Raw genomic sequence first — 25,558 nt, 5'->3', positions numbered from 1 at the left:
TGGTTGCTCTTCCGGAGAAGGCGTCTGCGTTTCCGCTTTGTTGTGTCTTCACTTTATCAGCGTTCCGGTCCGCCACCAAATCGGTGTTTTTCCGGGAAACCGAACGGAGTGAAGAGATCCGCTGCCCCTTGCGAGGCGACCTCCAGAGACTACATGCTCCGAGCTGCTGCCCGAACCGCGAAGTTCCGAGGAAGGTTGTGCTGTCGCGGTCCGGTTCCGGGTCGACCCCTTCGGGCCGCCCGCCGTCCCGCAGCGACTTGATCGAGTGTAGGTGACTCGTTCGGTGACGTCAAACCGACCCGTCGACGGAGCTGTCCTCCGTCGAGTCGGGCGGAATGCCCCGCTCTGCGCGGCTCGCCTCTGGCTCAGTTGTCACTCGTACGGTCTTCTCCCCCGGGCGGAGGAGTTCAAACACTCCCGGCGAAGTTTTTTCGCCGTCTGCTCCCGCCCCGCCGCTTCCGCCGCGACCGGGCGGGAGCAACAGGGCGCCGCGGGGTTCCCGCGACGCCCCGGCACAGGTCAGAGCATCTCCGCCAGTTCCTTCGCGAGGGTGCGGAAGGCGATTCCCCGATGGCTGACCGCGTTCTTCTCCTCGGGGGACATCTCCGCCGTGGTGCGGGTCTCCCCCTCGGGGACGAAGACCGGGTCGTAGCCGAACCCGTTCTCCCCGCGGCGCTCGCGCAGCAGCCGGCCTTCCAGCACACCCTCGGCCACCACCTCGGTGCCGTCCGGCAGCACGAGCGCCGCCGCGCACACGAACCTCGCGCCGCGGCGCTCGGCCGGGGTGTCGGCGAGCTGGTCCAGGACCAGGTCCAGGTTGGCCCTGTCCTGGTCCCCCTCTCCGAAGCGGCCGGCCCAGCGGGCCGACAGCACGCCCGGCATCCCCCCGAGTTCGTCGACACTCAGCCCCGAGTCGTCGGCGACCGCCGGCAACTGCGTGTGGGCGGCGATCGCCCGCGCCTTGAGCAGGGCGTTGCCGACGAACGACGGCTCGGTCTCGGGCACTTCGGGCGCGTCCGGGAACGCACCGAGGGTCAGGACCTCCGCGCTCACCCCCGCGTCGGCGAGGATGGCCCGCAGTTCGGGGACCTTCTTGGCGTTGCGCGTGGCCAGAACGATCCTCACCGCTCCCCCTTCCCCGGAGGCACCGCCGACACCGGTCACTCCGACAGCGCCTTCTTCTGCATGGCGGTCAGCTCCTTGCAGCCGCCGAGAGCCAGGTCGAGCAGCTGGTCGAGCAGGGCGCGGTCGAAGGGAGCGCCCTCGGCCGTGCCCTGGACCTCGACGAACGAGCCGTCACCGGTGACGACCACGTTCATGTCGGTCTCCGCGACCGAGTCCTCCAGGTAGTTGAGGTCCAGCCGGGGCTGCCCCTGCACCACTCCGACGCTGACCGCCGCCAGCGACCCCGTCAGCGGGTTGGACTTGAGCTTGCGCTGCTTGCGCAGCCACTTCATCGCGTCGGCCAGCGCCACGTAGGCACCGGTGACGGCCGCGGTGCGCGTGCCGCCGTCGGCCTGGAGAACGTCGCAGTCCAGGGTGATGGTGTGCTCCCCCATCGCCTTGAAGTCGACGACCGCGCGCAGGGAGCGGCCGATCAGGCGGGAGATCTCGTGGGTGCGGCCGCCGATCTTGCCGCGGACCGACTCCCGGGCTCCGCGGGTGTCGGTCGACCGGGGCAGCATCGAGTACTCCGCGGTGACCCAGCCCTCGCCGGTGCCCCGGCGCCAGCGCGGAACGCCGTCCTCGACGGAGGCGGCGCACAGCACACGGGTGTCACCGAACTCGATGAGCGCGGATCCCTCCGCGTGGCGGAGCCAGTTGCGGGTGATGGTCACGGGGCGGAGTTGGTTCGGAACGCGTCCGTCAGGTCGGGCCATGGAGTAGAGCGTATATGCGGGTGGCGCACTCCGGTGCTGGATTTTCGACCCGGACAAAAAGGACCCCGGCCGCGGGGCTGCGACCGAACCGTCAGGAGCCGATGACGTGGACCTGGCCGCTGCGGGCCAGGCCGATGGGGCCCGCGTAGGTGGAGCGGGCCTCCGCCAGGGTGATCTCGTCGTCGTTCCAGGGCACCAGGTGCGTGAGCAGCAGGCTGCGGGCCCGGGCGCGGGTGGCGTACTCGCCCGCCTCGCTGCCGGTCAGGTGCATGTCCTTGGGGTGCTCGCGGTGGTCCTGGAAGGCGGCCTCGCACAGGAACAGGTCCGTGTCGGCGGCCAGCTCGACCAGGGCGTCGCAGGCACCGGTGTCACCGGAGTAGGCCATGGCCGAGCCGCCCTGTTCGAGGCGGATGCCGAAGGCCTCGACCGGGTGGTTGACGTGCTCGACCCGGGCGTCGAAGGGCCCGATGCGGAGCCGCCCCGGTGTGAGCTCGCGGAAGTCGAAGACCTCGGTCATGCCGGGGTCGGGGTCCAGGCCGTAGGCCTCGGCCGCGCGCAGGGCGACTCCGCCGGGGCCGTAGACGGGGATGCGCGACTTCATGCCCTCGGGGTGGTACATGCGGGCGACCCAGTACGAGCACAGGTCGAAGCAGTGGTCGGCGTGCAGGTGGCTGAGGTAGACGGCGTCGACCGAGTAGATGTCGATGTGCCGCTGCAGCGTGCCGAGAGCTCCGTTGCCCAGGTCGAGCAGGAGGCGGAAGCCGTCCGCCTCGAGCAGGTAGCAGGAGGCCGGGCTGTCCGGCCCCGGGAAACTCCCGGAGGACCCGATAATCGTGAGTCGCACGTCGTCGTCGCCTTCTCGATGGGCCGCGCGGCACTTGCGTCTGTCCCGCCTGCGGGGAACGGGACACCGATCGCGGCTGGTTTCTTCGGATGTCCCGTTGTTACGGGTCTACCCCAATGCCCCGTCCGGTGGTACAAAATGTGTCCCGCATCTCACGCGACCTCAATCACGTGTGAATTTTTCACACACATTGACACAGTATGTCCTTTTTGACGTACGCCTGCCACCAGCGAGTTCGGGCCGCGGCACACAATGCGGGCGGGGCGGCACCCCCCAGGGTGCCGCCCCGCGACGCGGGGAACCGGTCAGGCCCAGAGCTGGCCCTCCAGCCGCTCCTCGGCCTCTTCCAGGGTTCCCTCGTAGGCTCCGGTGGAGAGGTACTTCCACCCCGCGTCGGCGATGACGAACGCGATGTCGGCCCGCTCGCCCGCCTTCTCCGCCTTGCGGGCCATGCCCAGCGCGGCGTGCAGGGCGCCGCCGGTGGAGACCCCGGCGAAGATGCCTTCCTTGTCCAGGAGTTCCCGGGTCCGTCTGAGGGCGGCCTCCGAGGGCACGGAGAAGCGGGTGGTGAGCACGCTCTCGTCGTAGAGCTCGGGCACGAACCCCTCGTCGAGGTTGCGCAGTCCGTACACGAGCTCGCCGTACCGGGGTTCGGCCGCGACGATCTGCACGTCCGGCTTGTGCTCGCGGAGGTAGCGGCCCACCCCCATGAGGGTTCCGGTGGTGCCCAGCCCCGCCACGAAATGCGTGATCCCCGGCAGGTCGGCGAGGATCTCCGGGCCCGTGGTCTCGTAGTGGGCCCGCGCGTTCGCCGGGTTGCCGTACTGGTAGAGCATCACCCAGTCGGGGTTGGCCGCGGCCATCTCCTTGGCGACGCGGACGGCCTCGTTGGAGCCGCCCGCCGCCGCGGAGAAGTGCACCTCCGCGCCCCACATGGCGAGGAGCTGCTTGCGCTCGGCGGAGGTGTTCTCCGGCATGACGCAGACCATGCGGTAGCCGCGCAGCTTGGCGACCATGGCCAGGGAGATGCCGGTGTTTCCCGACGTCGGCTCCAGGATCGTGCAGCCCGGGGAGAGGAGCCCGTCCTTCTCCGCCTGTTCGATCATGCGGAACGCGGCGCGGTCCTTGATCGATCCGGTCGGGTTGCGATCCTCCAGCTTCGCCCACAGGCGCACCTCGGGCGAGGGCGAGAGGCGGGGCAGTCCGACCAGGGGTGTGCCGCCGAGGGAGTCGAGCAGGGAGTCGTAGCGCATGCCCGGCCTAGAGGCTTCCGCCGGCCACGGCCGGCAGGACGGTCACGCTGTCGCCGTCGGAGAGCGCGGCCTCCAGGCCGCCGACGAAGCGCACGTCCTCGTCGTTGAGGTAGACGTTGACGAAGCGGCGCAGCTTGCCGTCGTCCACCAGGCGCTCGCCGATGCCCGGGTAGCGGTTGTCCAGGTCGGTGAAGAGCTCACCGAGGGTGGACCCGTTGCCCTCGACGACCTTGGCGTCGCCGGTCAGGTTGCGCAGGATGGTGGGGATGCGGACCTCGATGGCCATGAAGATCTCTCCGTTAGCGGTGGTTGGTGTGTGTACATTCCCAACAGGGGGCGGTCCGCCCCCATTCCGGGGCGGCGGCCCCGCGGGGGACCCTACTCGTCGCCGGCGCCGGTGACCTCGACCGGCTCCTCGGTGACCTGGCCGTCGACGATCCGGTAGGAGCGGAACTCGACCGTGTCGGCCTCCCGGGTGGACACCAGCACGTAGTGCGCGTTCGGCTCGGAGGCGTAGGAGATGTCGGTGCGCGAGGGGTAGGCCTCGGTGGCGGTGTGGGAGTGGTAGATCACGACGGGTTCCTCACCGCGGTCGTCCATCTCCCGCCAGACCTTGAGCTGTTCGAGGGAGTCGAACCGGTAGAAGGTCGGGGAGCGCTCGGCGTTGATCATCTCGATGAACCGCTCGGGGCGGTCGGAGCCCTCGGGCCCGGCCACGACGCCGCAGGCCTCGTCGGGATGGTCTCGGCGGGCGTGGGCGACGATCCGGTCATAGATCGCGCGATCGATCCTCAGCATGGGACCAGCGTACCGAACCCCGTTTCCCTACCAACCAGGTGCGTATCCTTGTCGGGCGCCCCGGACCTGGGCGGACAGGGACGCGCCACACATGGGGCTGTCCTCACTGTCCTGGTTGCGCACGGATTAGGCTCTTTCCCATGAACGACCACAGCAGCGCGCTGCTCACAGACCACTACGAGCTGACCATGCTCCAGGGGGCGCTGCACAGCGGCGCCGCCGCGCGCCGGTCCGTGTTCGAGATGTTCGCCCGCCGCCTTCCCGAGGGCCGCCGGTACGGCGTCGTCGGCGGGACCGGTCGCTTCCTGGAGCTGCTGGAGCGGTTCCGCTTCCGCACCGAGGAGCTGGACTTCCTGTCCGACCGGGGGGTCGTGGACGAGCGCACCCTGGAATGGCTCTCCGAGTACCGCTTCTCGGGAGACGTGTGGGGCTACGGCGAGGGCGAGGCGTACTTCCCCGGTTCCCCGATCCTCGCCGTGGAGGGCACCTTCGCCGAGGCCGTGCTCCTGGAGACGCTCGCCCTGTCGGTGTACAACCACGACAGCGCGATCGCGTCCGCGGCGAGCCGGATGTCCGTGGCCGCGGGCGGGCGTCCGATGATCGAGATGGGCTCGCGCCGCACCCAGGAGCACTCGGCCGTGGCCGCGGCCCGGGCCGCGTACATCGGCGGGTTCGCGACCACCTCCAACCTGGAGGCGGGGCGCGCCTACGACGTGCCCACCAGCGGTACGGCCGCGCACGCCTTCACCCTCCTGCACGACAGCGAGCGGCACGCGTTCGAGGCGCAGATCGGTTCGCTGGGTCCGGGGACGACACTGCTGGTCGACACCTACGACGTGGAGCGGGCCGTGAGCACCGCCGTGGAACTGGCCGGCCCGGAACTGGGCGCGGTACGCATCGACTCCGGCGACCTGGGCAGGACCGCGGCCCGCGTGCGGAGGCAGCTGGACTCCCTCGGCGCGACGGGAACCCGCATCGTGGTGACCGGTGACCTGGACGAGCACTCCATCCAGGCCCTGGCCGTGGCGCCCGTGGACGGCTACGGCGTGGGCACGTCCCTGGTGACCGGCTCGGGGGCGCCGACGGTGTCGCTGGTGTACAAGCTCGTGGCCCGGGCCCGCGGCACAGGGCCGGAGGAGCCGCTGGAGCCCGTGGCCAAGCGCTCGGTGGGCAAGCCCAGCCGGGGCGGCCGCAAGTGGGCGTCGCGCCGGCTCGACGACCACGGGACCGCGGTGGCCGAGGAGGTGTTCCCCTACGACCCCGGCACGGCCGTGGGCACCCGGCCGCTGCTGCGCAAGCTGGTGTCCGACGGCGAGATCGTGGGGCACGAGAGCGTGCACGAGGCCCGCGAGCGGCACCGTGCGACGGTGGACGAGCTTCCCGAGCAGGCTCTGAGGATGTCGCGCGGCGAGACGGCGCTGCCCACCGTCTTCCACTGAGGACCCCCGGTACAGACCTTTCGAGAGCAAGGAGGACCGCGATGGCGAAGGCACTCATCGTCGTGGACGTGCAGAACGACTTCTGCGAGGGCGGGAGCCTGGCGGTCGCCGGCGGTGCCGCGACCGCGGCCGCCGTCACCGAGCACGCGCGCACCCACGGCTACGACCACGTCGTGGCCACCCGCGACCACCACATCGACCCGGGCTCCCACTTCTCCGAGGAGCCCGACTTCGTGGACAGCTGGCCGCGCCACTGCGAGGTGGGCACCCCGGGCGCGGAGTTCCACCCCGGCTTCGACGCCTCGCTGGCCGAGGAGGTGTTCAGCAAGGGGCAGTACACGGCCGCCTACAGCGGCTTCGAGGGCACCGCGGGCGACGGGGAGACCACGCTGGCCGCGTGGCTGCGCGAGCGCGGCGTGGACGAGGTCGACGTGGTGGGTGTGGCCACCGACCACTGCGTGCGGGCCACCGCGCTGGACGCCGTGCGCGAGGGCCTGCGCACGCGGGTGCTGCTGGGCATGACCGCGGGCGTGTCCCGTGCGACCGTGGACGCCGCGCTCGCGCAGCTGCGCGAGGCCGGTGTGGAGCTGGAGGGCGAGCCGCTCGTGGGCTGAGCCCGGAAGGCGGAGGGGCGGCGGCACCCGCGGGTGCCGCCGCCCCTCTCCGTACCGCGCCGGTGTGCTCAGGCGGCGCCGATCGCGGCGCGCACGCGGGCGAGCACGCGGCAGGCGCGCTCGCGGGCGCGCTCGGAGCCGGCCTTCAGGATCTCGTCGATGCGCTCGGGCTCGGCCATGAGCTCCTCGTAGCGCTCGCGCTTGGGGGCCAGTTCGGCCTCGACCGCCTCGAACAGCTCGTTCTTGAGCTCTCCCCAGCCCATCCCTCCGGCCTCCAGGCGTCCGCGCACCTCGGCGACCTTGTCGGCGTCGGCGAAGTGGGTGAGCAGCTGGAAGGGCACCGAGGCGTCGGGGTTCTTGGGGTCCTCGACGGGGGTGGAGTCGGTGGGGATGCGGCGGATGGCCTTCTTGAGCTTGTTCTGGGGCAGGAAGAGCGGGATGTGGTTGTCGTAGGACTTGCTCATCTTGCGGCCGTCGACACCGGGCAGGATGCTCGCGTCGCTGTCGTCGATGACGCCCTTGGGGACGGGGAAGGTGTAGCCCGTTCCGTAGCGGTGGTTGAAGTAGCCGGCGATGTCGGCGGTGTACTCCAGGTGCTGGGACTGGTCGCGTCCCACGGGGACGTGGGTGGACTCCATGACGAGGATGTCGGCCGCCATGAGGATGGGGTAGTTGAACAGCCCCATGTTGACGCCGGCGTCCAGGTCGGTGATCCCGGCCTCGGTGTTGCGGTCGCGGGCTGCCTTGTAGGCGTGGGCCCGGTTCATCAGGCCCTTGGGGGTGAGGGCGCTGAGGATCGTGGTCAGCTCGAAGGTCTCGGGGACACGGGACTGCTGGTAGAGGACCGTGCGCTCGGGGTCCAGCCCGCACGCGAGCCAGGTGGCAGCCCCCGACCGGATGCTGTGGCGGAGCTCGTCCGCATCCTTGACGGTGTTGAGCGCGTGGTAGTCGGCGATGAAGTAGTACGTGTCGTACTCGCCGGACGCCGCCAGGGCCGGCTTGATCGCGCCGATGTAGTTGCCCAGGTGGAAGTCTCCGGTGGGCTTGATGCCGGTCAGGTAGGTGTTCGCTGCCATGCCCAAAGCCTAGCGGCGCTCCGGGTACGCGGTGGTGGGCGGACGCGCCTCCTCACGGGCTCCGGGGTGCGCGGAACGCCGTCCGGTGCTCGGCCGGGCGCCGCCGCGGGGTACGCGTCCGCTCACGCCACCGAGCGCAGTCCTGGGGAAACCGTCCGAAGTGCAGGCATGGGCGAGCTCGCGAACTCTTCGCCCCTTACCTGCCCCCGACGGCCCAGGTCCGCAGTTTGGCGATGCGTTCGCGGATCTGCTCGGGGGTGGCCTGCGCGACCGGAGGACCGCCGCAGGCGCGGCGCAGCTCGTTGTGGATGACCCCGTGGGGTTTGCCGGTGCGGTGGTGCCAGGCACCGACGAGCCCGCTGAGCTCTCGGCGCAGGTCGGCGAGGACCTCGTGGGTGGGGCCCTCCGCCGCGGCCGGCTCCTCCTGCCGCTTCCGGGCCTTGATCTCGCCCGCCTTGATCTGGTCCTTGCGCTTGCGCAGGAGCTGGGCGACCTGCTGGGGCTCGAGCAGACCGGGCAGGCCGAGGAAGTCCTCCTCCTCGGTGGAGCCCGGGATGCCGCCGTACTCGGCGCCGTCGAAGAGCGCCCGGTCGAACTCGGCCGAGGCCTCCATCGTCTCGAAGGGCAGCTCCTCCCCCGCGTCGGGGCTGTCGCGCTTCTTGCGCGCCTCCTTGAGGAGCTCCTCCTCGGGGTACTCGTCGTCCCCCGGCGTGCGGTCCAGGACGTGGTCGCGCTCGCGCTCCATCTCCCCGGCGAAGTCCAGCAGGGTGGGCACGGAGGGCAGGAACACCGAGGCGACCTCGCCCCGCTTGCGCACACGCACGAAGCGGCCGATGGCCTGGGCGAAGAACAGGGCCGTGCTGGTGGAGGTGGCGTAGACGCCCACCATCAGCCGGGGGACGTCGACGCCCTCGGAGACCATGCGGACCGCCACCATCCACCTGTCGTCCCCGTTGGCGAACCGCGTGATCTTCTTGGAGGCGGTCGGGTCGTCGGACAGGACCACGGTGGCGCCCTTGCCCGTGATCTGGCGCAGGATGCGCGAGTAGGCGCGGGCGTTCTCGTGATCGCTGGCGATGACCAGGCCGCCGGCGTCGGGGTGGGTCTTGCGGACCTCGGTCAGGCGGCGGTCGGCCGCCTGGAGGACGCGCTTGATCCAGTCCCCCTTGGGGTCGAGTGCGGCCCGCCACGCCTGGGACAGGGCGTCCTGCGTGAGGGGTTCGCCGAGCCGCGCGGCGAGCTCGTCCCCGGCCCTGGTGCGCCAGCGCATCTCGCCCGAGTAGGCCATGAAGATGACGGGGCGCACGACGCCGTCGGCCAGGGCCGGGCCGTAGCCGTAGCTGTAGTCCCACGAGCAGCGCCGCACCCCGGCGGCGTCCTGGACGTAGTCGACGAACGGGATGGGGTTGACGTCGGAGCGGAAGGGGGTGCCGGTCAGGCTCAGCCGCCGGGTGGCGGGGTCGAAGGCCTCGCGCGCCGCGTCGCCCCAGGACAGTGCGTCGCCGGCGTGGTGGACCTCGTCGAAGATGACGAGGGTCTTGCGGGCCTCGGTCCGGTTGCGGTGCAGCATGGGGTGGGCCGCGACCTGCGCGTAGGTGACCGCCGCGCCGGTGTACTGGCGCCCCAGCGCACCCTGGCCGTTGCGGAAGTCGGGGTCGATGGGGATGCCGAACCGGGCGGCGGCCTCGGCCCATTGCTTCTTGAGGTGCTCGGTGGGGCACACGATGGTGACGGCGCGCACGGTGCGGCGCTGGAGGAGCTCACTGGCCAGGGTGAGGGCGAAGGTGGTCTTGCCCGCGCCGGGGGTGGCCACGGCGAGGAAGTCCCTGGGCTCCCGGCGGAAGTACTCCTCGAACGCCTCCCGCTGCCAGACCCGCAGGCCGCTGAGCCGTTCCTCCGTCGTGGTCTGCACCACCGTCATGCGTTTCCCCTCACCTTCGGACGTCCGCGAGCACGTGTCCGCACGCCCCCGGCAGCGCCTTGCCCCCCACGAGCACGTCCTCGGGACCGGGGTTCTCCTCCGCCTTCGGCCGCATGGCCGCCCCTCCCGGCGCCGAAGGCGCCCTCGCGGCCGGATCGGGTTCGCGCTTCGCCTGTGCGAGGGATCACCCGGACCGCCGCTCCCGGAGGTCTCGGCCGTGCCGAGAGATGCGCAAGCATCCGCGAACACACCCTAGCGTCCGCCCTCCGCCGAACCGGGCCGGCCGCCAGTGGTGCCGCACACAGAACGCCCCATGGGTCCCGCCGCGGCGGGACCCATGGGGCGCGGACGTGCGGTTACTCCGTGGCCTCCCCGACGGCCCCGGACTCCTCCGGGGCCCCGCCGGTGGCGGGCGCCCCGCCCGCGCCGGCACCGCCCACCTCGACGGCTCCGTCGTTGAAGGGCATGTGCGGGGAGATCGCGGGGAACGCGAAGAACCACAGCAGCGCGAGGGCCCCGGCCAGGAGGCCCAGCGCCAGGATGAACTTGGAGATCCAGGGACCGGGAAGGATGCGCCAGATCAGACCGTACACGGCTACCTCACTCGCTCTCGCCGGTGTCGGGGGCCATGTGCGCGATCGAGTCGGGCATGCCCTCGGACTTGGGTGTGGTCTCCACGAGCTCGCCCCACACGATGAGGCGGTGGGTGTTGTTGAGCTTGGGCGCGCACGTGGTGAGGGTGATGTAGGAGTTCTCGGGCTCCCCCTCCCCCGCGCCCTCGACGTCGTCGAAGGGGTCGGGCTCGATCACCCACACATCGGTGGGCAGCACGGTCTCCTCGCGTATGACCTCGTAGGTGTAGAAGTTGTCCTTGTCCTCCAGGACCAGGACGTCGCCGTTCTCCAGCAGGTCGAGGTCCCAGAAGAGGCCGGGGGTGCGGTGCGCGGCGATCGCGTAGTTGCCGGGCCCGCCGGGGGTGCTGGGGTACTCGGTGTAATGGCCGGGGCTGTAGAGGATGTCCTGCTGGGTGGTGCCGTTGACCACCACCCAGTCCAGGTCGAGGGAGGGCACGTACAGGCGGCTGTCGGCGCTGCCGGGCAGCGGCTCGGAGTCGGGGCCCTGCTCGGTGTCCTCGGTGGCGGCCCAGGCCTCCTCCAGTCCCTGGGCGAGCTGCTCCTGCTCGCGGTCGGTCTCCCAGCCGGAGCCGTAGACCTCGTAGGACGCGTAGAAGAGCATGAGCAGACCGGCCGTCAGCAGGATCTCGCCGATGAACCGTACGATCGCCCGTACGACGTCCCCCGGGGTGGCCCTCCTGACCGGTTTGCGGCGCCGCCCTCGGGGGGACCGTCCTCTCCCGTGTGACTGCCGTTCGGTTGTGGACACCAATGCGACCTACTCCTGTGGGCGTTGCGGCGTGAACCAGGCGCTTATCGGACGGGCACGGCCACCGGGGCCCGGTGCGCGGATGCGGCAGGACCTTCGACCCCGTGCCGGTGGACGCCGTCGGGCAGGGGAGCCGAGAAGGTCGGCGGGGGAGCCCTGCGCGGCGGCACGTCCTTCGGAGGGTACCGCCACACGATGGGCGTAGGCTGCCGCAAGCCTCAAATCGTGCAGCACAAAGATAACCGCAGCGCCGGCCCCGCAGGGCTGCGCCACTGCGCGCGAGGGCCCCGTGGAACCGCTGATCGGCGGTTCCGCGGGGCCCTCGCAGGCAGGAGGCCTACTTCGTGAGCTCCTCGTAGATCTTCTTGCAGTCGGGGCACACCGGGAACTTCTTCGGGTCCCGGTTGGGCACCCACACCTTGCCGCACAGGGCGATCACCGGGTTGCCGGTCACGGCGCTCTCCGTGATCTTGTCCTTCTGCACGTAGTGGGCGAAGCGCTCGCGATCGCCTCCGTCGTGCGAGATGTCCGGCTTGGTCTCGCTGTCGGGCAGGACCTTGTTCAGGACGTCCATCGGCATCGTGCTCACCTTTCGAAGTCTGTGTTCCACGGTATAGGGTGCCGCGATCCCGTTCCGAACGATCGCCTGCGGCGGGCGGTCAGGCCTTGCGGGCCCGGAGGGCGGCCTCCCGCACGGCGGTGGCGACGTGCGCCGACAGGTCCGCGTGGAACACGCTCGGAATGATGTAGTTGGGGCCCAGCTCGTCCTCGGTCACCACGTCGGCGAGTGCCTCGGCGGCGGCGACCATCATGTCGGAGTCGACGTGGTCGCTCTGGGCGTCCAGCAGTCCGCGGAAGAACCCGGGGAAGACCAGCACGTTGTTGATCTGGTTCGGGTAGTCGCTGCGGCCGGTGGCGACGACGGCGGCGTGCAGGTGGGCGATGTCGGGGTCGATCTCGGGGTCGGGGTTGGCCAGCGCGAAGATGATCGAGTCCTCGTTCATCTCGGCGATGTCCTCGCCCGCGAGCAGGTCGGGGGCGGAGACGCCGATGAACACGTCGGCTCCGGCGACCGCGCCCTTGAGGTCGCCGCCGTAGCCCTCCGGGTTCGTGTGCTCGGCGATCCAGCGGAGGTTGTCGTCCAGGTGGTCGCGTCCGCCGTGGACCGCGCCGTGGACGTCGCAGACGACGATGTTGCGGGCGCCGGCGTGCATGAGCAGCTTGAGGATGGCGGTGCCGGCGGCGCCCGCGCCGGACATGGTGATGCGGACCTCCTCCAGCTTCTTGCCGACCACGCGCAGGGCGTTGCGCAGGGCAGCGAGGACGACGATGGCGGTGCCGTGCTGGTCGTCGTGGAAGACGGGGATGTCGAGGAGCTCGCGCAGGCGCGCCTCGACCTCGAAGCAGCGGGGCGCGGAGATGTCCTCCAGGTTGATGCCGCCGAAACCGGGGGCCAGGACCTGGACGGTGCGGACGATCTCGTCGACGTCCTGGGTGTCCAGGGCGATCGGCCAGGCGTCGATGTCGGCGAAGCGCTTGAACAGGGCGGCCTTGCCCTCCATGACCGGCATGGCGGCCTCGGGCCCGATGTTGCCCAGGCCCAGCACGGCGGAGCCGTCGGTGACCACGGCGACGCTGTTGCGCTTGACGGTCAGGCGGCGGGCGTCCTCCTTGTTGGCGGCGATGGCCTGGCAGACGCGGGCGACGCCGGGGGTGTAGGCCATGGAGAGCTCGTCGCGGTTGCGCAGCGGCACCTTCGACTTCATCTCGATCTTGCCGCCCAGGTGCATGAGGAAGGTGCGGTCGCTGACCTTGTGGACGACCACGCCCTCGACCGCGCCGAGGGAGTCGACGATGGCCTGGGCGTGCTCGGTGTCGCGGGCGGCGCAGGTGACGTCGATGCGGATGCGCTCGTGTCCGGCGGCGGCCACGTCGAGGGCGGTGACCATACCGCCCACGTGCTCGACGGCGTTGGTGAGGCTGCCCACCGCACTGCCTCCGGCATCCACCTCGAGGCGGACGGTGATGGAGTACGAAACGCTGGGAAGGGTGGCCACGTGATGCTCCTCGGATATTGCTCGTGCTCTGCGGCCAGGGGTACCAGGACGCTCCCCACCCGCGGGTGTGCGACGTCGGAAACCCTTCCACCGGAGCACCCGCCCTCCTCCGGGCGCGGTGCCTTCCGCGCGGCGTCCGGCGGGGACGCCCGGCGCGCGGCACTCCTCGGGGCTGCTGTCGGGCGGGCCCCGGTTCGCGGTGGGGGGATGCATCGAGTCGCCCCACTTTACCCCGAGTCAAGGGCCGACCGTCATCTCAAAGTGGCGGATTGCACGAAGAGCGAAGAAACGTACAAGTTCTCCGCGCCGGGAACCGCGCCGGCGTGGGGAGCCTCCACGCCGGCGGGCGCCCGGATCAGAAGAGCGCCGAGGTGAGCTTGCGGCGTGCGGCGTTCACCCGGGGGTCGCCCGCGGGAAGCAGCTCGAACAGGCTCAGCAGGTGGTTGCGCACCTTGTCCCGCTCCTCGTCGCGGGTGCGCCGGACCGCGGCGACGAGGCGGTCGAAGGCGTCCTCGAACTTGCCGCCGTACATGTCGATGTCGGCGACGGCGATCTGGGCGGCGATGTCCCCCGGGTCGTCCGCGGCGGCCCTGCGGACGGCGGCGGCGTCCACGTCGCGCAGGCGGCGCACGAGGCGGATCTGGGCGAGCTTGCTCCGGGACTCGCCGTCCTTGGGGTCGGCCTCGACGGCCTTGGCGTAGACCGACTCGGCGGTGTCGAAGTCACCGTTGTCGAGCGCCTCCTGCGCCTCCGCGTCCACGGGACGCACCCGCGGCTGCCCGGCGGCACCGGGCTCCTCCCCGGGGGCGGCCTCGCCGCCGAGGGTGCCGGGGTGGTCGGGGGGCAGTGCGCCCTGCTCCTTGAGGGCGGCGAAGGCCTCGGAGAGCCAGGCGGTGAGCTGGTCGTCGGGGACCGGCCCCGCCGGGCCGGGCAGGAGCTGGCCCTGGACGACGAGCACGATCATGGGCGTCGTGGGGACCCGCAGGGCCTGCACGAGCTGCGGGCTGGCCTCGCTGTCCACCTTCGCCAGGAACCAGTTGCCGCCGGAGGCCGCCGAGAGCCGGTCCAGGGTGTTCTCCACCTGGGTGGACTGCTCGGACCACCCGGCGAGCACGGCCAGGACCACCGGGGCGGCCATCGACCGCTCCAGCACCTGGGCCTGGAAGTTCGACTCGTCGACGTTGACGGCGTAGGGATTGGATCGACCCGCCGACTCCGCGGCGCGCTGCTTGGCCTCGCGTTCCATGGCCGCCTTGCGCGCGCCGAGGTCAACGGCACTGTTCGGTGAAAAGTCCGAAGGCTGCATGGTTCCATCCTGCCCCATGCGCGGGCGGGAGGCTGCCGTGGCCGCGGGGACGGCGGGCCCGTCCCCGCGGTCGGATCAGAACTGCGGAACCTCGGTGTAGGTGCCGAACTCCTCGCCCATCGCGGCGCAGATCTCGCCGAGGGTGGCCTCGGCGCGGGCCGCCTCGATGATGAGCGGGACGAGGTTGCGGCCGGGGGTGCGCGTCCCCTCCCGCAGGTCGGCCAGGGTGCGCTCGACGGCGGCCCCGTCGCGGGCGGCGCGGCGCTCGGCGAGCACACGCTTCTGCTCCCGCTCCACCTCGTGGCTGATCCGGAGGATGTCGAGCTCCCCCGAGACGGTGGCGGTGTGGCAGTTGACGCCGACGATGCGCTTGTCGCCCTTCTCCAGGGCCTGCTGGTACTGGAAGGCGGACTCGGCGATCTCGGATCCGAACCAGCCGTTCTCGATGCCGGCGAGGATGCCGGAGGTCATCGGGCCGATGGCGTGCTCGGCGTCCTCGCCGCCGCCCATGCGCAGGATGTGCGCGAAGATCCGCTCGGCCTCGGCCTCCAGCTCGTCGGTGAGGGCCTCCAGGTACCACGATCCGCCCAGGGGGTCGGCGACGTTCGCGACACCGGTCTCCTCCATGAGCACCTGCTGGGTGCGCAGGGCGATCTCGGCGGCCTGCTCGGTGGGCAGGGCCAGGGTCTCGTCCAGGGCGTTGGTGTGCAGCGAGTTGGTGCCCCCCAAGACCGCGGAGAGGGCCTCCACCGCGGTGCGCACGACGTTGTTGTAGGGCTGCTGGGCGGTGAGCGAGACCCCGGCGGTCTGGGTGTGGAACCGCAGCCACTGGGCCTTCTCCGTCCTGGCCCCGTAGGTGTCGCGCATCCAGCGCGCCCAGATGCGGCGGGCGGCGCGGAACTTGGCGATCTCCTCGAAGAAGTCGATGTGGGCGTCGAAGAAGAACGACAGCCCCGGCGCGAAGGCGTCCACGTCCAAGCCGCGGGAGAGGCCCAGCTCGACGTAGCCGAAGCCGTCCGCGAGGGTGTAGGCGAGCTCCTGGGCGGCCGTGGCCCCGGCCTCGCGGATGTGGTAGCCCGACACCGACAGGGGCTTGTAGGCGGGGATGTTCTCCGCGCAGTACTCCATGAGGTCGCCGATGAGCCGCAGCTGGGGCTCGGGCGGGTACAGCCACTCCTTCTGGGCGATGTACTCCTTGAAGATGTCGGTCTGGAGCGTGCCGTTGAGGGTGGAGGTGTCCACGCCCTGGCGCTCGGCGGCGACCAGGTACATGCAGAAGACCGGCACGGCCGGCCCGCTGACGGTCATGGAGGTCGTGGTCTCCCCGAGGGGGATGCCGTCGAAGAGCAGGTCCATGTCAGCCACGGAGTCGATCGCGACCCCGCAGTGCCCGACCTCGCCGAGCGCGTGGGGGGAGTCGGAGTCGTGGCCCATCAGGGTGGGCATGTCGAAGGCCACGGAGAGTCCGCCCCCGCCCGAGGCGAGGATCATCTTGTAGCGCTCGTTGGTCTGGCGCGCGTTGCCGAACCCGGCGAACTGGCGGATGGTCCAGGTCCGCCCCCGGTAGCCGGTGGGGTACAGGCCGCGGGTGTAGGGGAACTCGCCCGGCCAGCCGATGCGCTCGAATCCGGGGACCTCCGCGCCGGGCCGCGGCCCGTAGACGGGTTCCAGCGGGCGTCCGGACAGGGACGTGAAGTCGGCGTCGCGCTTGCGCGCGGCGTCGTAGCGGCGCTGCCAGCGCGCCCGCCCGGCCTCGATCTCCTCGGGCCCGCCGCCCGCGGTGCCGTTCGTGGTGTTCGCCATACCCGAATAGTAGGACGTCCAACTAAATCTGTACAGGGCCGGAAGCCCCGGCCCCGGCCGTGCCGGGACGGGCCTCAGCGCCCCTCGACCGCCCCGGCGACGGGTGCGGGGAAGTCCCCGAAGTCCACCCTGAGCTTGGTGAACACGCGGTGCATGTCCTGCAGCTCCTCGTCGGAGTAGCAGCCGAGCCCGAAGTCCATGCCGAGGAGGACCTGCGTGGCCCGCTCGGTGACCTCGCGCCCGGGATCGGTGATCTCGGCCAGCACCCCGCGGCCGTCGTCCGGGTTGGGGCGGCGGCGCACGAAGCCCTGCCCCTCCAGGCGGTCGATGGTGTTGGTGACGCTGGTCGGGTGGACCATGAGGCGCTCGCCGATCTTGCCGAGGGGCAGCGCGCCGGAGCTGCTGAAGGTGAGCAGGACGAGGGCCTCGTAGCGGGCGAAGGTGAGCCCGAACGGCTTGAGTGCCCCGTCCAGCTCACCGATCAGGATCTGCTGGGCGCGCATGACCGAGGTGACCGCGGCCATGGCGGGCGAGGGACCCCATCTGCGCGTCCAGTTGTCGTGCGCGCGCTCGATCGGGTCGAACGGAAGGTTCAAAGGGTTTCCCACAGCCGCCACTCTAGGCCGTGTTTTTTGGGTGCTCTCGCCGCATTGGCGAAGCCGATGCCCCGGTGAGCGGCCGACCAGGCGTTCAATCCGAGACGACCCGAAAAACAGGGCCGAGGCCCTGGAGAACTTCTCCAATGCCAACAAAGGGGACAGTCGAGGGCATCGGACAGCCTTTGCCCGCCGGGCACCGGTCCGGAAATCTCCCTGGAGGCGTTGACGCGGCCCGAAACTATTAGTTAAGTTTCCTAAAAGTTTGCCCCCCAGGTCAGGCCCCGACCGTCCGACCCCCCACAGCAGGAGGACCAGTGAGAGCAGCACCCCCCATGCGACAGGCGGCGCTCCTGGCGGCCGCCGCACTGACGGTACCGCTCACGGCTGCACTCCCCGCCTCGGCGGAGGAGGCCTCTCCCGCCGCCGGACTCACGGTCTCCTACACCGAGACGGCCCGCTGGAACACCGGCTACAGCGGGCGGATCACCGTCCGCAACGACTCCGACGCCCCCGTCGAGGACTGGGAGATCGCGTTCTCCCTCCCCGACGGGAGCCGGATCCACCAGATGTGGAACGCCGACGTCTCGGCCGCCTCCGACGGCTACACCGTCACCCCGCCGCACTGGGGCGCCGCCGTCCCCGCCGGCGGTGAGTACTCCTTCGGGTTCAACGGCCTGCACTCCGACGGCGCCACCGAACTGCTCGGCTGCCTGGTCAACGGCTCCCCCTGCGCCGGCCCGACCGGCCCGGACCACGACCGCGTGAGCGTCGCCTACTACACCCAGTGGAGTGCCGAGGAGCGCGGCTACGAGGTGGCCGACCTCGCGGAGACCGGCAGCGCCGAGCAGCTCACCCACATCCAGTACGCCTTCGGCAACGTGACCGCCGACGGGTTGTGCGCCATGACCGACGAGCCGGGACAGGGCGATCCGTTCGCCGACTACGGGCGGCCCGTCGGCGCCGAGGACAGCGTCGACGGCGTCGCCGACCGCGCCGGCCAGTCGCTGCGCGGCAACTTCAACCAGCTCCGCAAGCTCAAGGAGAGGTATCCGCACCTGCGGGTCAACATCTCCCTGGGTGGCTGGGAGTGGTCCCGCCACTTCTCCGACGCGGCCCTGACCGAGGCCTCGCGCGAGCGCCTGGTCTCCTCCTGCATCGACCTCTACCTGCGCGGCGACCTGCCCGAGATCGGCGGGGCGGGCGGCACCGGAGCCGCCTACGGCGTCTTCGACGGCATCGACCTGGACTGGGAGTGGCCCGGCAGCGACGGCAACCCGCACAACACCGTGCGCCCCGAGGACAAGGAGAACTTCACCGCCCTGGTCGCCGAGTTCCGCGAGCAGCTGGACGCGCTGGAGGACGAGACCGGCCGGGAGCACGAGCTCACCGCGTTCCTGCCGGCGGGCGGCTGGCGCCTCGACGCGGGCTACGAGCTGGACGAGCTCATGCCGAACCTCGACTTCGTCACGGTCCAGGGCTACGACTACCACGGCACCTGGGAGACGGCGACCAACCACCAGTCCAACCTGGTGACCGACCCCCGCGACCCCCAGCCGGTCATCTCCGCCGAGATCATCCGCGACGCCTACCTCTCCCGCGGCGTCGACCCCTCCGCGCTCGTCCTCGGCATCCCCTTCTACGGCCAGGGCTGGACGGGCGTGGCGCCCGGCCCCGAGGGCGACGGCCTCTTCCAGGAGGCGTCCGGACCCGCGCAGGGCACCCATGCCACCGGCACCGAGGAGTGGCGGTACCTGAAGGAGAAGGCCGCATCCGGCGAATACGAGCTCTTCCGCAACGAGGAGGCCGGCACCGCCTGGCTCTACGACGGTGAGACCTTCTGGACCTACGACGACGAGACCGCCGTGGCCCGCAAGACCGACTGGGCCCTGGACAGCGGCTACTCCGGGGTCATGGTCTGGGCGATCGACGGCGACGACGCCGACGGCAGCCTCCTGTCGGCCATCGACACCGCCCTGCGCGACTGACCCCCGGCGGCCCCGCCGCCCCCCGACTCCCGGTCGGAGGTCCCGGCCCTCCGACCGGGCCCGCCGGCGCCGGTGCTCTGATCCGGGGAGCACCGTCGCCGCGGCCGGCGCGGACCGACATGCGGCGGCCCGCGCCGGCAGCCGGCTCCTGCCCCCGACCCGCTCACAGGAGAGACCATGAGAGCACGACGACCTCGGACGGCCGCACTGGCCGCCGCACTCCTCCTCGTCCCCCTCGGGCTGTCGCCCGCACCCGCGAGCGCCGACGCCACCGGCGTCACCGTCACCTACGTCGAGTCCTCCCGCTGGGAGAGCGGCTACGGCGGCCAGTTCACCATCGCCAACGGCTCCGACACCCCGCTGTCCGACTGGACCGTGGAGTTCGGCCTGCCCGAGGGCACCTCCGTCACCAGCCTGTGGAACGCCGAGCTGGACCGGTCCGGCGACACCTACGTGCTGACCCCGCCCTCCTGGGGCGCCGCCGTCCCCGCCGGCGGCAGCTACTCGATCGGGTTCAACGGCACCCACAGCGGCGGTGACACCGCCCCGACCAGCTGCCTGGTCAACGGCGCCCCGTGCTCGGGAGAACCCGGTGAGGAGGACACCGAGGCGCCCACCGCCCCCTCGGGCCTGTCCGTCACCGCAACCACCTCCACCACCGTGACGCTCGGCTGGGAGGAGGCCTCCGACAACACCGCCGTGGCCGGCTACGAGGTCCTCTCGGACGGAGAGGTGGTGCGCGCCGTCGACGGCACCACCGCGACGGTCACCGGCCTGGTGCCCGAGACGGAGTACACCTTCACCGTCCGGGCCCACGACACCTCGGGCAACCGCGGCCCCGAGAGCGGACCGGTCACCGCGGCCACCTCCGAGGAGGGCGGCGGCGAGCAGCCCTCCGACCCGCCGCAGGAGCGGCGCGTGGCCTACTTCACCCAGTGGGGCATCTACGACCGCGGCTACCTGGTGAACAACCTGGTGACCTCCGGCACCGCGGAGAAGCTCACCCACATCAACTACTCGTTCGGCAACATCAGCGCGAACGGCGAGTGCTTCATGGCCAACCAGGCCGGCCTGGGCGACGCCTGGGCCGACTACGGCCGCTCCTTCACCGCCGACCAGAGCGTGGACGGCGTCGCCGACACCTGGGACCAGAGCCTGCGCGGCAACTTCAACCAGCTGCTCGAGCTCAAGGAGAGGTACCCGCACCTGAGGGTCAACATCTCCCTCGGGGGGTGGACCTGGTCCGAGCACTTCTCCGACGCCGCCCTGACCGAGGCCTCGCGCGAGCGCCTGGTCTCCTCCTGCATCGACCAGTACCTGCGCGGCAACCTGCCCGTGTTCGACGGGGCGGGCGGCGTCGGCTCGGCCTACGGCGTCTTCGACGGCATCGACCTCGACTGGGAGTGGCCGGCCTCCGCCGGACACGAGCACAACACCGTGCGCCCCGAGGACAGGGAGAACTTCACCGCCCTGGTCGGCGAGTTCCGCGAGCAGCTGGACGCCCTCGGCACCGAGACCGGCCGGGAGTACGAGCTGACCGCCTTCCTGCCCGCCGACCCCGAGAAGATCGAGCTCGGCTTCGAGATGGACCGGCTCATGGACGACTTCGACTTCGTCACGGTCCAGGGCTACGACTACCACGGCGCCTGGGAGTCGGTCACCAACCACCAGTCCAACCTGCTGGAGCACCCGGAGGACCCCGGGCCGGACGTGTACTCCACCGAGACCACGATCCAGACCTATCTCGACCTGGGTGTGGACCCCGGCGACCTGGTGCTGGGCGTGCCGTTCTACAGCCGCGGCTGGACCGGGGTGGCCCCCGGCCCGAACGGGGACGGCCTCTTCCAGACCGCGACCGGCCCCGCCCCGGGCACCTACGAGCAGGGCATCGACGACTGGAAGGTGATCAAGGAGCTGACGGGGTACACGCTGTACCGCGACGAGGCGTCGGGCACCGCGTGGCTGTACGACGGCACCACGTTCTGGACCTACGACGACGCGGCCGCCATCGCGCGGAAGACCCGGTGGGCCGCCGACCACGGCCTGGGCGGCATCATGATCTGGTCCGTCGACGGTGACGACGCCGACGGCACCCTGATGGAGGCGATCGACTCCACCCTCGCGGGCTGATCCCCGGCAGCACACAGGAGGGCCCTTCCGGCCGACGGCCGGAAGGGCCCTCCCCCGTATCAGGCGGTCACGGGGCCCCGAGCCCGCCGACCAGGGTGTCGGCCGCGGCATAGGGGTCCAGGCGGCCCGCCGCGACGTCGCCGGCCAGGGCGTCCAGGGTGGAGTCCTCGCCGACGCCGATGCGCGAGCGCAGCAGGCCCAGGGCGATGGCCTGCACCTCCTCGCGGGCCCGCCGCAGGCGCCGCCGCTCCAGTTCCCCGGAGGCCTCCATGTGGGCGCGGTGGGCCTCGATCCGCTCCCACAGCTCGTCGATGCCCTCGCCGCTCACCGCGGTCGTCATGACGATCGGGGGCTTCCACTCGTCGTCGTCGCGGTCCTTCATCGCCACCGTCTGGCGCAGCTCGCGCTGGGTGGCGCGGGCGCCCTCGCGGTCGGCCTTGTTGACGGCGAACACGTCGGCGACCTCCAGGATCCCCGCCTTGGCGGCCTGCACCGAGTCGCCCATGCCCGGTGCGCACAGGACCACTGTGGTGTCGGCCTGCCCGGCGATGTCGACCTCGGCCTGGCCGACACCGACGGTCTCCACCAGGATCACGTCGAACCCGGCGGCGTCGAGCACCCGCAGCGCGTGCGGGGCGGCCCACGAGAGCCCGCCCAGGTGGCCGCGGTTGGCCATCGAGCGGATGTAGACGCCCGGGTCGGTGGCGTGGTCCTGCATCCGCACCCGGTCGCCGAGGAGGGCGCCGCCGCTGAAGGGCGAGGAGGGGTCCACCGCGAGCACGGCCACGGTCAGGCCGCGCTCGCGTACGGCCCGCACCACCGCACTCGTGGTGGTGGACTTGCCCACGCCCGGGGAGCCGGTGAAGCCCACCACGCGGGCCCGACCGGTACCGGGGGCCAGCCCCGCCATGACGGCCCTCAGCTGCTCCGAACCGTTCTCCACCAGGGTGATCGCGCGGGCCAGCGCCCGCCTGTCACCCTTGAGGACCCTCTCGACCAGTAGGGGGGTGTCCATCCGACTCCTTCCGAAAGGGCCGCCCTGCGGCGGCGCAGACGTCCCCTACCGGGCGGGCACCGTGAAGAGGAGGGCGTCGCCCTGGCCTCCTCCGCCGCACAGGGCCGCCGCACCGAACCCGCCGCCGCGGCGGCGCAGCTCGTTGACCAGGTGCAGGGCGATGCGGGCGCCGGAGGCACCGATGGGGTGCCCCAGCGCGATGGCGCCGCCGTTGACGTTGACGATGTCCTCGGAGATGCCCAGGTCCTTGGTGGACTGGATGCCCACCGCGGCGAAGGCCTCGTTGATCTCCACCAGGTCCAGGTCCTCGACGCCGCGGCCGGCCTTGGCCAGGGCGTGCCTGATGGCGTTGGAGGGCTGGGAGTGCAGCGAGTTGTCGGGGCCCGCGACGTTGCCGTGGGCACCGATCTCGGCCAGGACCGGCAGGCCGAGCTCCTCGGCCTTGGCCCGGCTCATCACGACGACGGCGGCAGCGCCGTCGGAGATCTGGGAGGAGGAACCGGCGGTGATGGTCCCCTCGCGGTCGAAGGCCGGACGCAGCTTGCCCAGGCTCTCGGCGGTGGTGCCGGCGCGCACGCCCTCGTCGTGGGAGAACACGACAGGGTCGCCCTTGCGCCGGGGGATCTCGACGGGGACGATCTCGTCGTCGAAGAGCCCCTTCTCTGCCGCCGCGGCGGCACGCTGGTGGGAGCGGGCGGAGAAGGCGTCCTGCTCCTCGCGGCCGATGCCGAGCTCGGCGTTGTGCCGCTCGGTGCAGGCGCCCATGGAGTCGCCCTCGAAGGCGTCGGTGAGGCCGTCGTGGGCGGTGGCGTCCAGGACCTCGATCGAGCCGTACTTGTAGCCCTGGCGGGACTTGGGCAGCAGGTGGGGGGCGTTGGTCATGGACTCCATGCCACCGGCCACCACGACGTCGAACTCGCCGGCGGTGATGAGCTGGTCGGCGAGGGCGATGGCGTCCAGGCCCGAGAGGCAGACCTTGTTGACGGTCAGGGACGGCACGTTCATGGGGATGCCGGCCTTCACCGCGGCCTGGCGGGACGGGATCTGCCCGGCCCCGGCCTGCAGGACCTGTCCCATGATCACGTACTCGACCTGGTCACCGGTGATGCCTGCGCGCTCCAGGGCGCCCTTGATGGCGAAGCCCCCGAGGTCGGTTCCGGAGAAGCCGGAGAGGGAGCCGAGGAGACGGCCGGTGGGGGTACGCGCCCCACCGACGATGACGGAACCGGGCATCGTAACTGGCCTCCAAGTGATGTGTGACGCACCTGGTCTGCCACGATACCCATACGTCCTACGACTGCTCGCGAGAGGTTACCCATGAGTGAGGCACCCGTTCCCACCGGCCTTTTCTCCGGGATCACGCGCCTGGACCACGTCGGCATCGCCTGCCGCGACCTGGACGCGTCGATCGAGTTCTACCGCTCCACCTACGGTTTCGAGGTCGCCCACGAGGAGGTCAACGAGGAGCAGGGGGTGCGCGAGGCCATGCTGCGGGTCAACGGCACCGACGACGGCGGGGCCACCTGGCTCCAGCTGCTGGAGCCCACGCGCCCGGACTCCCCCGTCGCCAAGTTCCTGGAGCGCCACGGCGAGGGCGTGCACCACCTCGCGTTCGGCACCTCCGACGTCGCCGCGAGCGCGGCCGAGGTCGGCGGGCGCGGGGTACGGGTCCTCGGCGACGGGCCGCGCCCGGGGACCGCGGGGTCGAGCATCGTCTTCCTCCACCCCAAGGACTGCGGCGGGGTCCTGACCGAGCTGGTGCAGAGCGCCCGCTGAACCTCGGCCGATGGTCACGGCCACATTCCGGACACATCACGTCTTGTGCACCAAGGGCGCGCCTGGTCCCGCAGCGGACCGGAAGTTGTACGAAACCTCTTCCATGGGGTGCGGCACTTGATAAAGTCGGCTAGCCGCCGGTTGCTCTTTTCCGGCGCTGGTCCACTCCTCGCACAGTCCGACAGGACGAACCGGCTCAGCAGTGCCACAGCACCGCCCGCGCCGCACCCCGTCGCACCGGCCCGCCCGTCCCGGTTCGCCCGCCCGGACATGTCCTCACTCCGGGGACGGCGCAGCCGCCCACTACGCGGTCCCCGGCAGTACGCAAGCAGCCGTCTCGCACCCGTTCAGGATTCCGCCACATGTCGTCAAACAACATCGACGCCCAGCTCAACAACATCTTCGACGAAGACAACACGCCACCAGAGTTCGATGTGGTGCTGCGCGGTTTCGACCGTACCCAGGTGCTCGACTACCTGGAGACCCTGCGCGGCGAGATCAAGCAGTCCAGCAAGCAGATCGAGAAGTTCAAGGCAGAGCTCACCTCCAAGAACCGCCAGCTCCAGGAGCGCGAGCGCCCCTCCTACGCCGGACTGGGCTCGCGCATCGAGGAACTGCTGCGTCTGGCCGAGGAACAGGCCAACGAGCTGGTCCAGAGCGCCCAGATCGACGCCAACGACATCCGCTCGGCCGCCAAGATCGAGGCCGCCGAGATGCGCGCCGCCGCCGAGTCCGAGGCCACCGAGGTGCGCGCCCTCGCCCAGCGCGAGGCCGACGAGACGCGCCAGACCGCCGAGGCCGAGGCCGAGGAGATCAGCACCAGCGCCCGCCGGCACGCCGACGAGCTCTCGTCCACCACCGAGCGCGAGGTGCAGAAGAAGCGCTCCGCCGTGGACCACGAGATCGCCGAGAAGCGCGCGACCTTCGAGAGCGAGATCGCCAAGCTCCGCACCACCACCGAGCGCGAGTGCGCCCAGGCCCGCGCCGCCGCCAAGCGCGAGCGCGACGAGACCATCCAGGCCGCCAAGAGCCAGGCCGAGGAGCTGCGCAAGAACGCCGAGCGCGCCTACGCCGAGTCCGAGGCCCGCCGCACCGAGATGGAGGACCAGTTCGAGCTGCAGCTGGCCGACCGTCGCGCCGAGGCCGAGCGCCAGGACGCCGAGCGCCTGGCCGCCGCCCAGGCCGCCACCCAGAAGATGGTGGCCGAGGCCGAGGAGCGCGCCGCCAGCGCCGACGCGCACGCCAAGAAGGCGAGCCAGCAGGCCGAGCAGACCCGCCGCGACGCCGAGAACCACGCCAAGCAGCTGGTCAGCAACGCCAAGAAGAACGCCGCCCAGATCGAGGCCGAGGCCAAGTCCAAGGCCGAGCACCAGCTCAGCGACGCCAAGTCCGAGGCCAACCGCATCCTCACGGCCGCCAAGAAGGAGGTCGACGAGCTCAACCGCCAGCGCGACAGCATCCAGTCGCACCTGCAGCAGCTGCGCCAGCTGCTCGGCGGCGGCGCCGCGGTTCCCCCGGCCCCGGCCCCGGCCCCGGTCGCTCCGGCCCCGGCCCCCGCGGCGGCGATCACCGACGCCGCCGAGGAGACCCGTCAGCCCGCCCACTCCGGCAAGGGCTCCGACGACGAGGACTGGTGGCAGGAGTAGGACTCCCGCACCGGCAGACGAGAGAGGGCCCGC

The 25,558-nt window shown here is 71.3% G+C and carries 23 protein-coding genes; 6 read left to right on the top strand and 17 right to left on the bottom strand.

The genetic code is table 11. The annotated features are described in order from the left end of the window. Positions 1-519: 519 nt before the first annotated feature. The 6 genes from rdgB to FHS13_RS12140 all read right to left on the bottom strand — a co-directional run bounded on the left by rdgB (position 520) and on the right by FHS13_RS12140 (position 4,775). A complete protein-coding gene (gene rdgB, locus FHS13_RS12165; RefSeq protein WP_184291588.1) occupies positions 520-1,125 on the bottom strand; it encodes an RdgB/HAM1 family non-canonical purine NTP pyrophosphatase in 606 nt (201 codons plus the stop codon). Between the two features lie 35 nt (positions 1,126-1,160). After that, positions 1,161-1,880, bottom strand: a complete 720-nt coding sequence (rph, locus tag FHS13_RS12160) for a ribonuclease PH (RefSeq protein ID WP_184291586.1) — start codon at positions 1,878-1,880, stop codon at positions 1,161-1,163. A gap of 91 nt (positions 1,881-1,971) precedes the next feature. Continuing rightward, positions 1,972-2,724, bottom strand: a complete 753-nt coding sequence (locus tag FHS13_RS12155) for an MBL fold metallo-hydrolase (RefSeq protein ID WP_184291584.1) — start codon at positions 2,722-2,724, stop codon at positions 1,972-1,974. A gap of 305 nt (positions 2,725-3,029) precedes the next feature. Next, on the bottom strand, positions 3,030-3,977 hold the full coding sequence (locus tag FHS13_RS12150; RefSeq protein WP_184291582.1) for a PLP-dependent cysteine synthase family protein: 948 nt from the start codon (positions 3,975-3,977) through the stop codon (positions 3,030-3,032). Between the two features lie 7 nt (positions 3,978-3,984). Further along, positions 3,985-4,263, bottom strand: coding sequence for a MoaD family protein (locus tag FHS13_RS12145; RefSeq protein ID WP_184291580.1), 279 nt, complete (start codon positions 4,261-4,263; stop codon positions 3,985-3,987). Between the two features lie 92 nt (positions 4,264-4,355). Further along, a complete protein-coding gene (locus FHS13_RS12140) occupies positions 4,356-4,775 on the bottom strand; it encodes a M67 family metallopeptidase (protein ID WP_184291578.1) in 420 nt (139 codons plus the stop codon). 140 nt (positions 4,776-4,915) lie between these two features. Here FHS13_RS12140 and FHS13_RS12135 point away from each other — a divergent pair, with 140 nt between their 5' ends. Continuing rightward, positions 4,916-6,214, top strand: coding sequence for a nicotinate phosphoribosyltransferase (locus tag FHS13_RS12135; protein ID WP_184291576.1), 1,299 nt, complete (start codon positions 4,916-4,918; stop codon positions 6,212-6,214). 41 nt (positions 6,215-6,255) lie between these two features. Further along, on the top strand, positions 6,256-6,828 hold the full coding sequence (locus tag FHS13_RS12130; protein WP_184291574.1) for an isochorismatase family protein: 573 nt from the start codon (positions 6,256-6,258) through the stop codon (positions 6,826-6,828). Between the two features lie 68 nt (positions 6,829-6,896). On the opposite strand, the gene FHS13_RS12125 is transcribed toward FHS13_RS12130, so the two are convergent. The 9 genes from FHS13_RS12125 to FHS13_RS12085 all read right to left on the bottom strand — a co-directional run bounded on the left by FHS13_RS12125 (position 6,897) and on the right by FHS13_RS12085 (position 16,970). After that, a complete protein-coding gene (locus FHS13_RS12125) occupies positions 6,897-7,904 on the bottom strand; it encodes a tryptophan--tRNA ligase (RefSeq protein WP_184291572.1) in 1,008 nt (335 codons plus the stop codon). Between the two features lie 196 nt (positions 7,905-8,100). After that, entirely contained in the window at positions 8,101-9,825 is a 1,725-nt protein-coding gene (locus FHS13_RS12120) for a DEAD/DEAH box helicase (protein ID WP_184291570.1), read from the bottom strand. A gap of 356 nt (positions 9,826-10,181) precedes the next feature. Continuing rightward, a complete protein-coding gene (locus tag FHS13_RS12115; protein WP_184291568.1) occupies positions 10,182-10,418 on the bottom strand; it encodes a hypothetical protein in 237 nt (78 codons plus the stop codon). A 7-nt stretch (positions 10,419-10,425) separates the two neighbouring features. Beyond that, positions 10,426-11,211: a class E sortase gene (locus FHS13_RS12110; RefSeq protein ID WP_184291566.1), complete on the bottom strand. Its 786-nt coding sequence runs from the start codon at positions 11,209-11,211 to the stop codon at positions 10,426-10,428. 334 nt (positions 11,212-11,545) lie between these two features. Then, positions 11,546-11,788, bottom strand: coding sequence for a DUF3039 domain-containing protein (locus FHS13_RS12105; protein WP_184291658.1), 243 nt, complete (start codon positions 11,786-11,788; stop codon positions 11,546-11,548). A gap of 79 nt (positions 11,789-11,867) precedes the next feature. Beyond that, positions 11,868-13,265 (bottom strand): malic enzyme-like NAD(P)-binding protein, encoded by a 1,398-nt coding sequence (locus FHS13_RS12100; RefSeq protein WP_184291564.1) that lies wholly within the window; start codon positions 13,263-13,265, stop codon positions 11,868-11,870. 355 nt (positions 13,266-13,620) lie between these two features. Further along, on the bottom strand, positions 13,621-14,571 hold the full coding sequence (locus tag FHS13_RS12095; protein WP_184291562.1) for a tetratricopeptide repeat protein: 951 nt from the start codon (positions 14,569-14,571) through the stop codon (positions 13,621-13,623). A 75-nt stretch (positions 14,572-14,646) separates the two neighbouring features. Continuing rightward, positions 14,647-16,374: a coenzyme B12-dependent isobutyryl-CoA mutase large subunit gene (gene icmA, locus FHS13_RS12090; RefSeq protein ID WP_184291561.1), complete on the bottom strand. Its 1,728-nt coding sequence runs from the start codon at positions 16,372-16,374 to the stop codon at positions 14,647-14,649. A 74-nt stretch (positions 16,375-16,448) separates the two neighbouring features. Continuing rightward, positions 16,449-16,970 (bottom strand): MarR family winged helix-turn-helix transcriptional regulator, encoded by a 522-nt coding sequence (locus FHS13_RS12085; protein ID WP_184291656.1) that lies wholly within the window; start codon positions 16,968-16,970, stop codon positions 16,449-16,451. 335 nt (positions 16,971-17,305) lie between these two features. On the opposite strand from FHS13_RS12085, the gene FHS13_RS12080 reads away from it, so the two are divergent. Continuing rightward, a complete protein-coding gene (locus FHS13_RS12080) occupies positions 17,306-18,958 on the top strand; it encodes a glycosyl hydrolase family 18 protein (protein ID WP_184291654.1) in 1,653 nt (550 codons plus the stop codon). 177 nt (positions 18,959-19,135) lie between these two features. Beyond that, the gene (locus FHS13_RS12075) at positions 19,136-21,088 is read left to right on the top strand and encodes a glycoside hydrolase family 18 chitinase (RefSeq protein WP_184291559.1); all 1,953 of its coding nucleotides are present in this window, start codon (positions 19,136-19,138) and stop codon (positions 21,086-21,088) included. 67 nt (positions 21,089-21,155) lie between these two features. Here the strand turns inward: FHS13_RS12075 and meaB are convergent, their stop codons facing one another. Continuing rightward, a complete protein-coding gene (gene meaB / locus FHS13_RS12070) occupies positions 21,156-22,103 on the bottom strand; it encodes a methylmalonyl Co-A mutase-associated GTPase MeaB (RefSeq protein WP_184291556.1) in 948 nt (315 codons plus the stop codon). Between the two features lie 45 nt (positions 22,104-22,148). Next, positions 22,149-23,336: an acetyl-CoA C-acetyltransferase gene (locus tag FHS13_RS12065; RefSeq protein ID WP_184291554.1), complete on the bottom strand. Its 1,188-nt coding sequence runs from the start codon at positions 23,334-23,336 to the stop codon at positions 22,149-22,151. An 84-nt stretch (positions 23,337-23,420) separates the two neighbouring features. On the opposite strand from FHS13_RS12065, the gene mce reads away from it, so the two are divergent. Together mce and FHS13_RS12055 are read left to right on the top strand one after the other, a co-directional pair. Continuing rightward, positions 23,421-23,879, top strand: a complete 459-nt coding sequence (gene mce, locus FHS13_RS12060; RefSeq protein WP_184291552.1) for a methylmalonyl-CoA epimerase — start codon at positions 23,421-23,423, stop codon at positions 23,877-23,879. Positions 23,880-24,241: 362 nt separating this feature from the next. Further along, positions 24,242-25,525, top strand: coding sequence for a DivIVA domain-containing protein (locus FHS13_RS12055; protein WP_184291550.1), 1,284 nt, complete (start codon positions 24,242-24,244; stop codon positions 25,523-25,525). Positions 25,526-25,558: the final 33 nt, after the last annotated feature.

The organism is Nocardiopsis algeriensis, from assembly GCF_014203695.1.
GTDB lineage: Bacteria > Actinomycetota > Actinomycetes > Streptosporangiales > Streptosporangiaceae > Nocardiopsis > Nocardiopsis algeriensis.
This window is presented reverse-complemented; position numbering and strand designations above follow the sequence as displayed.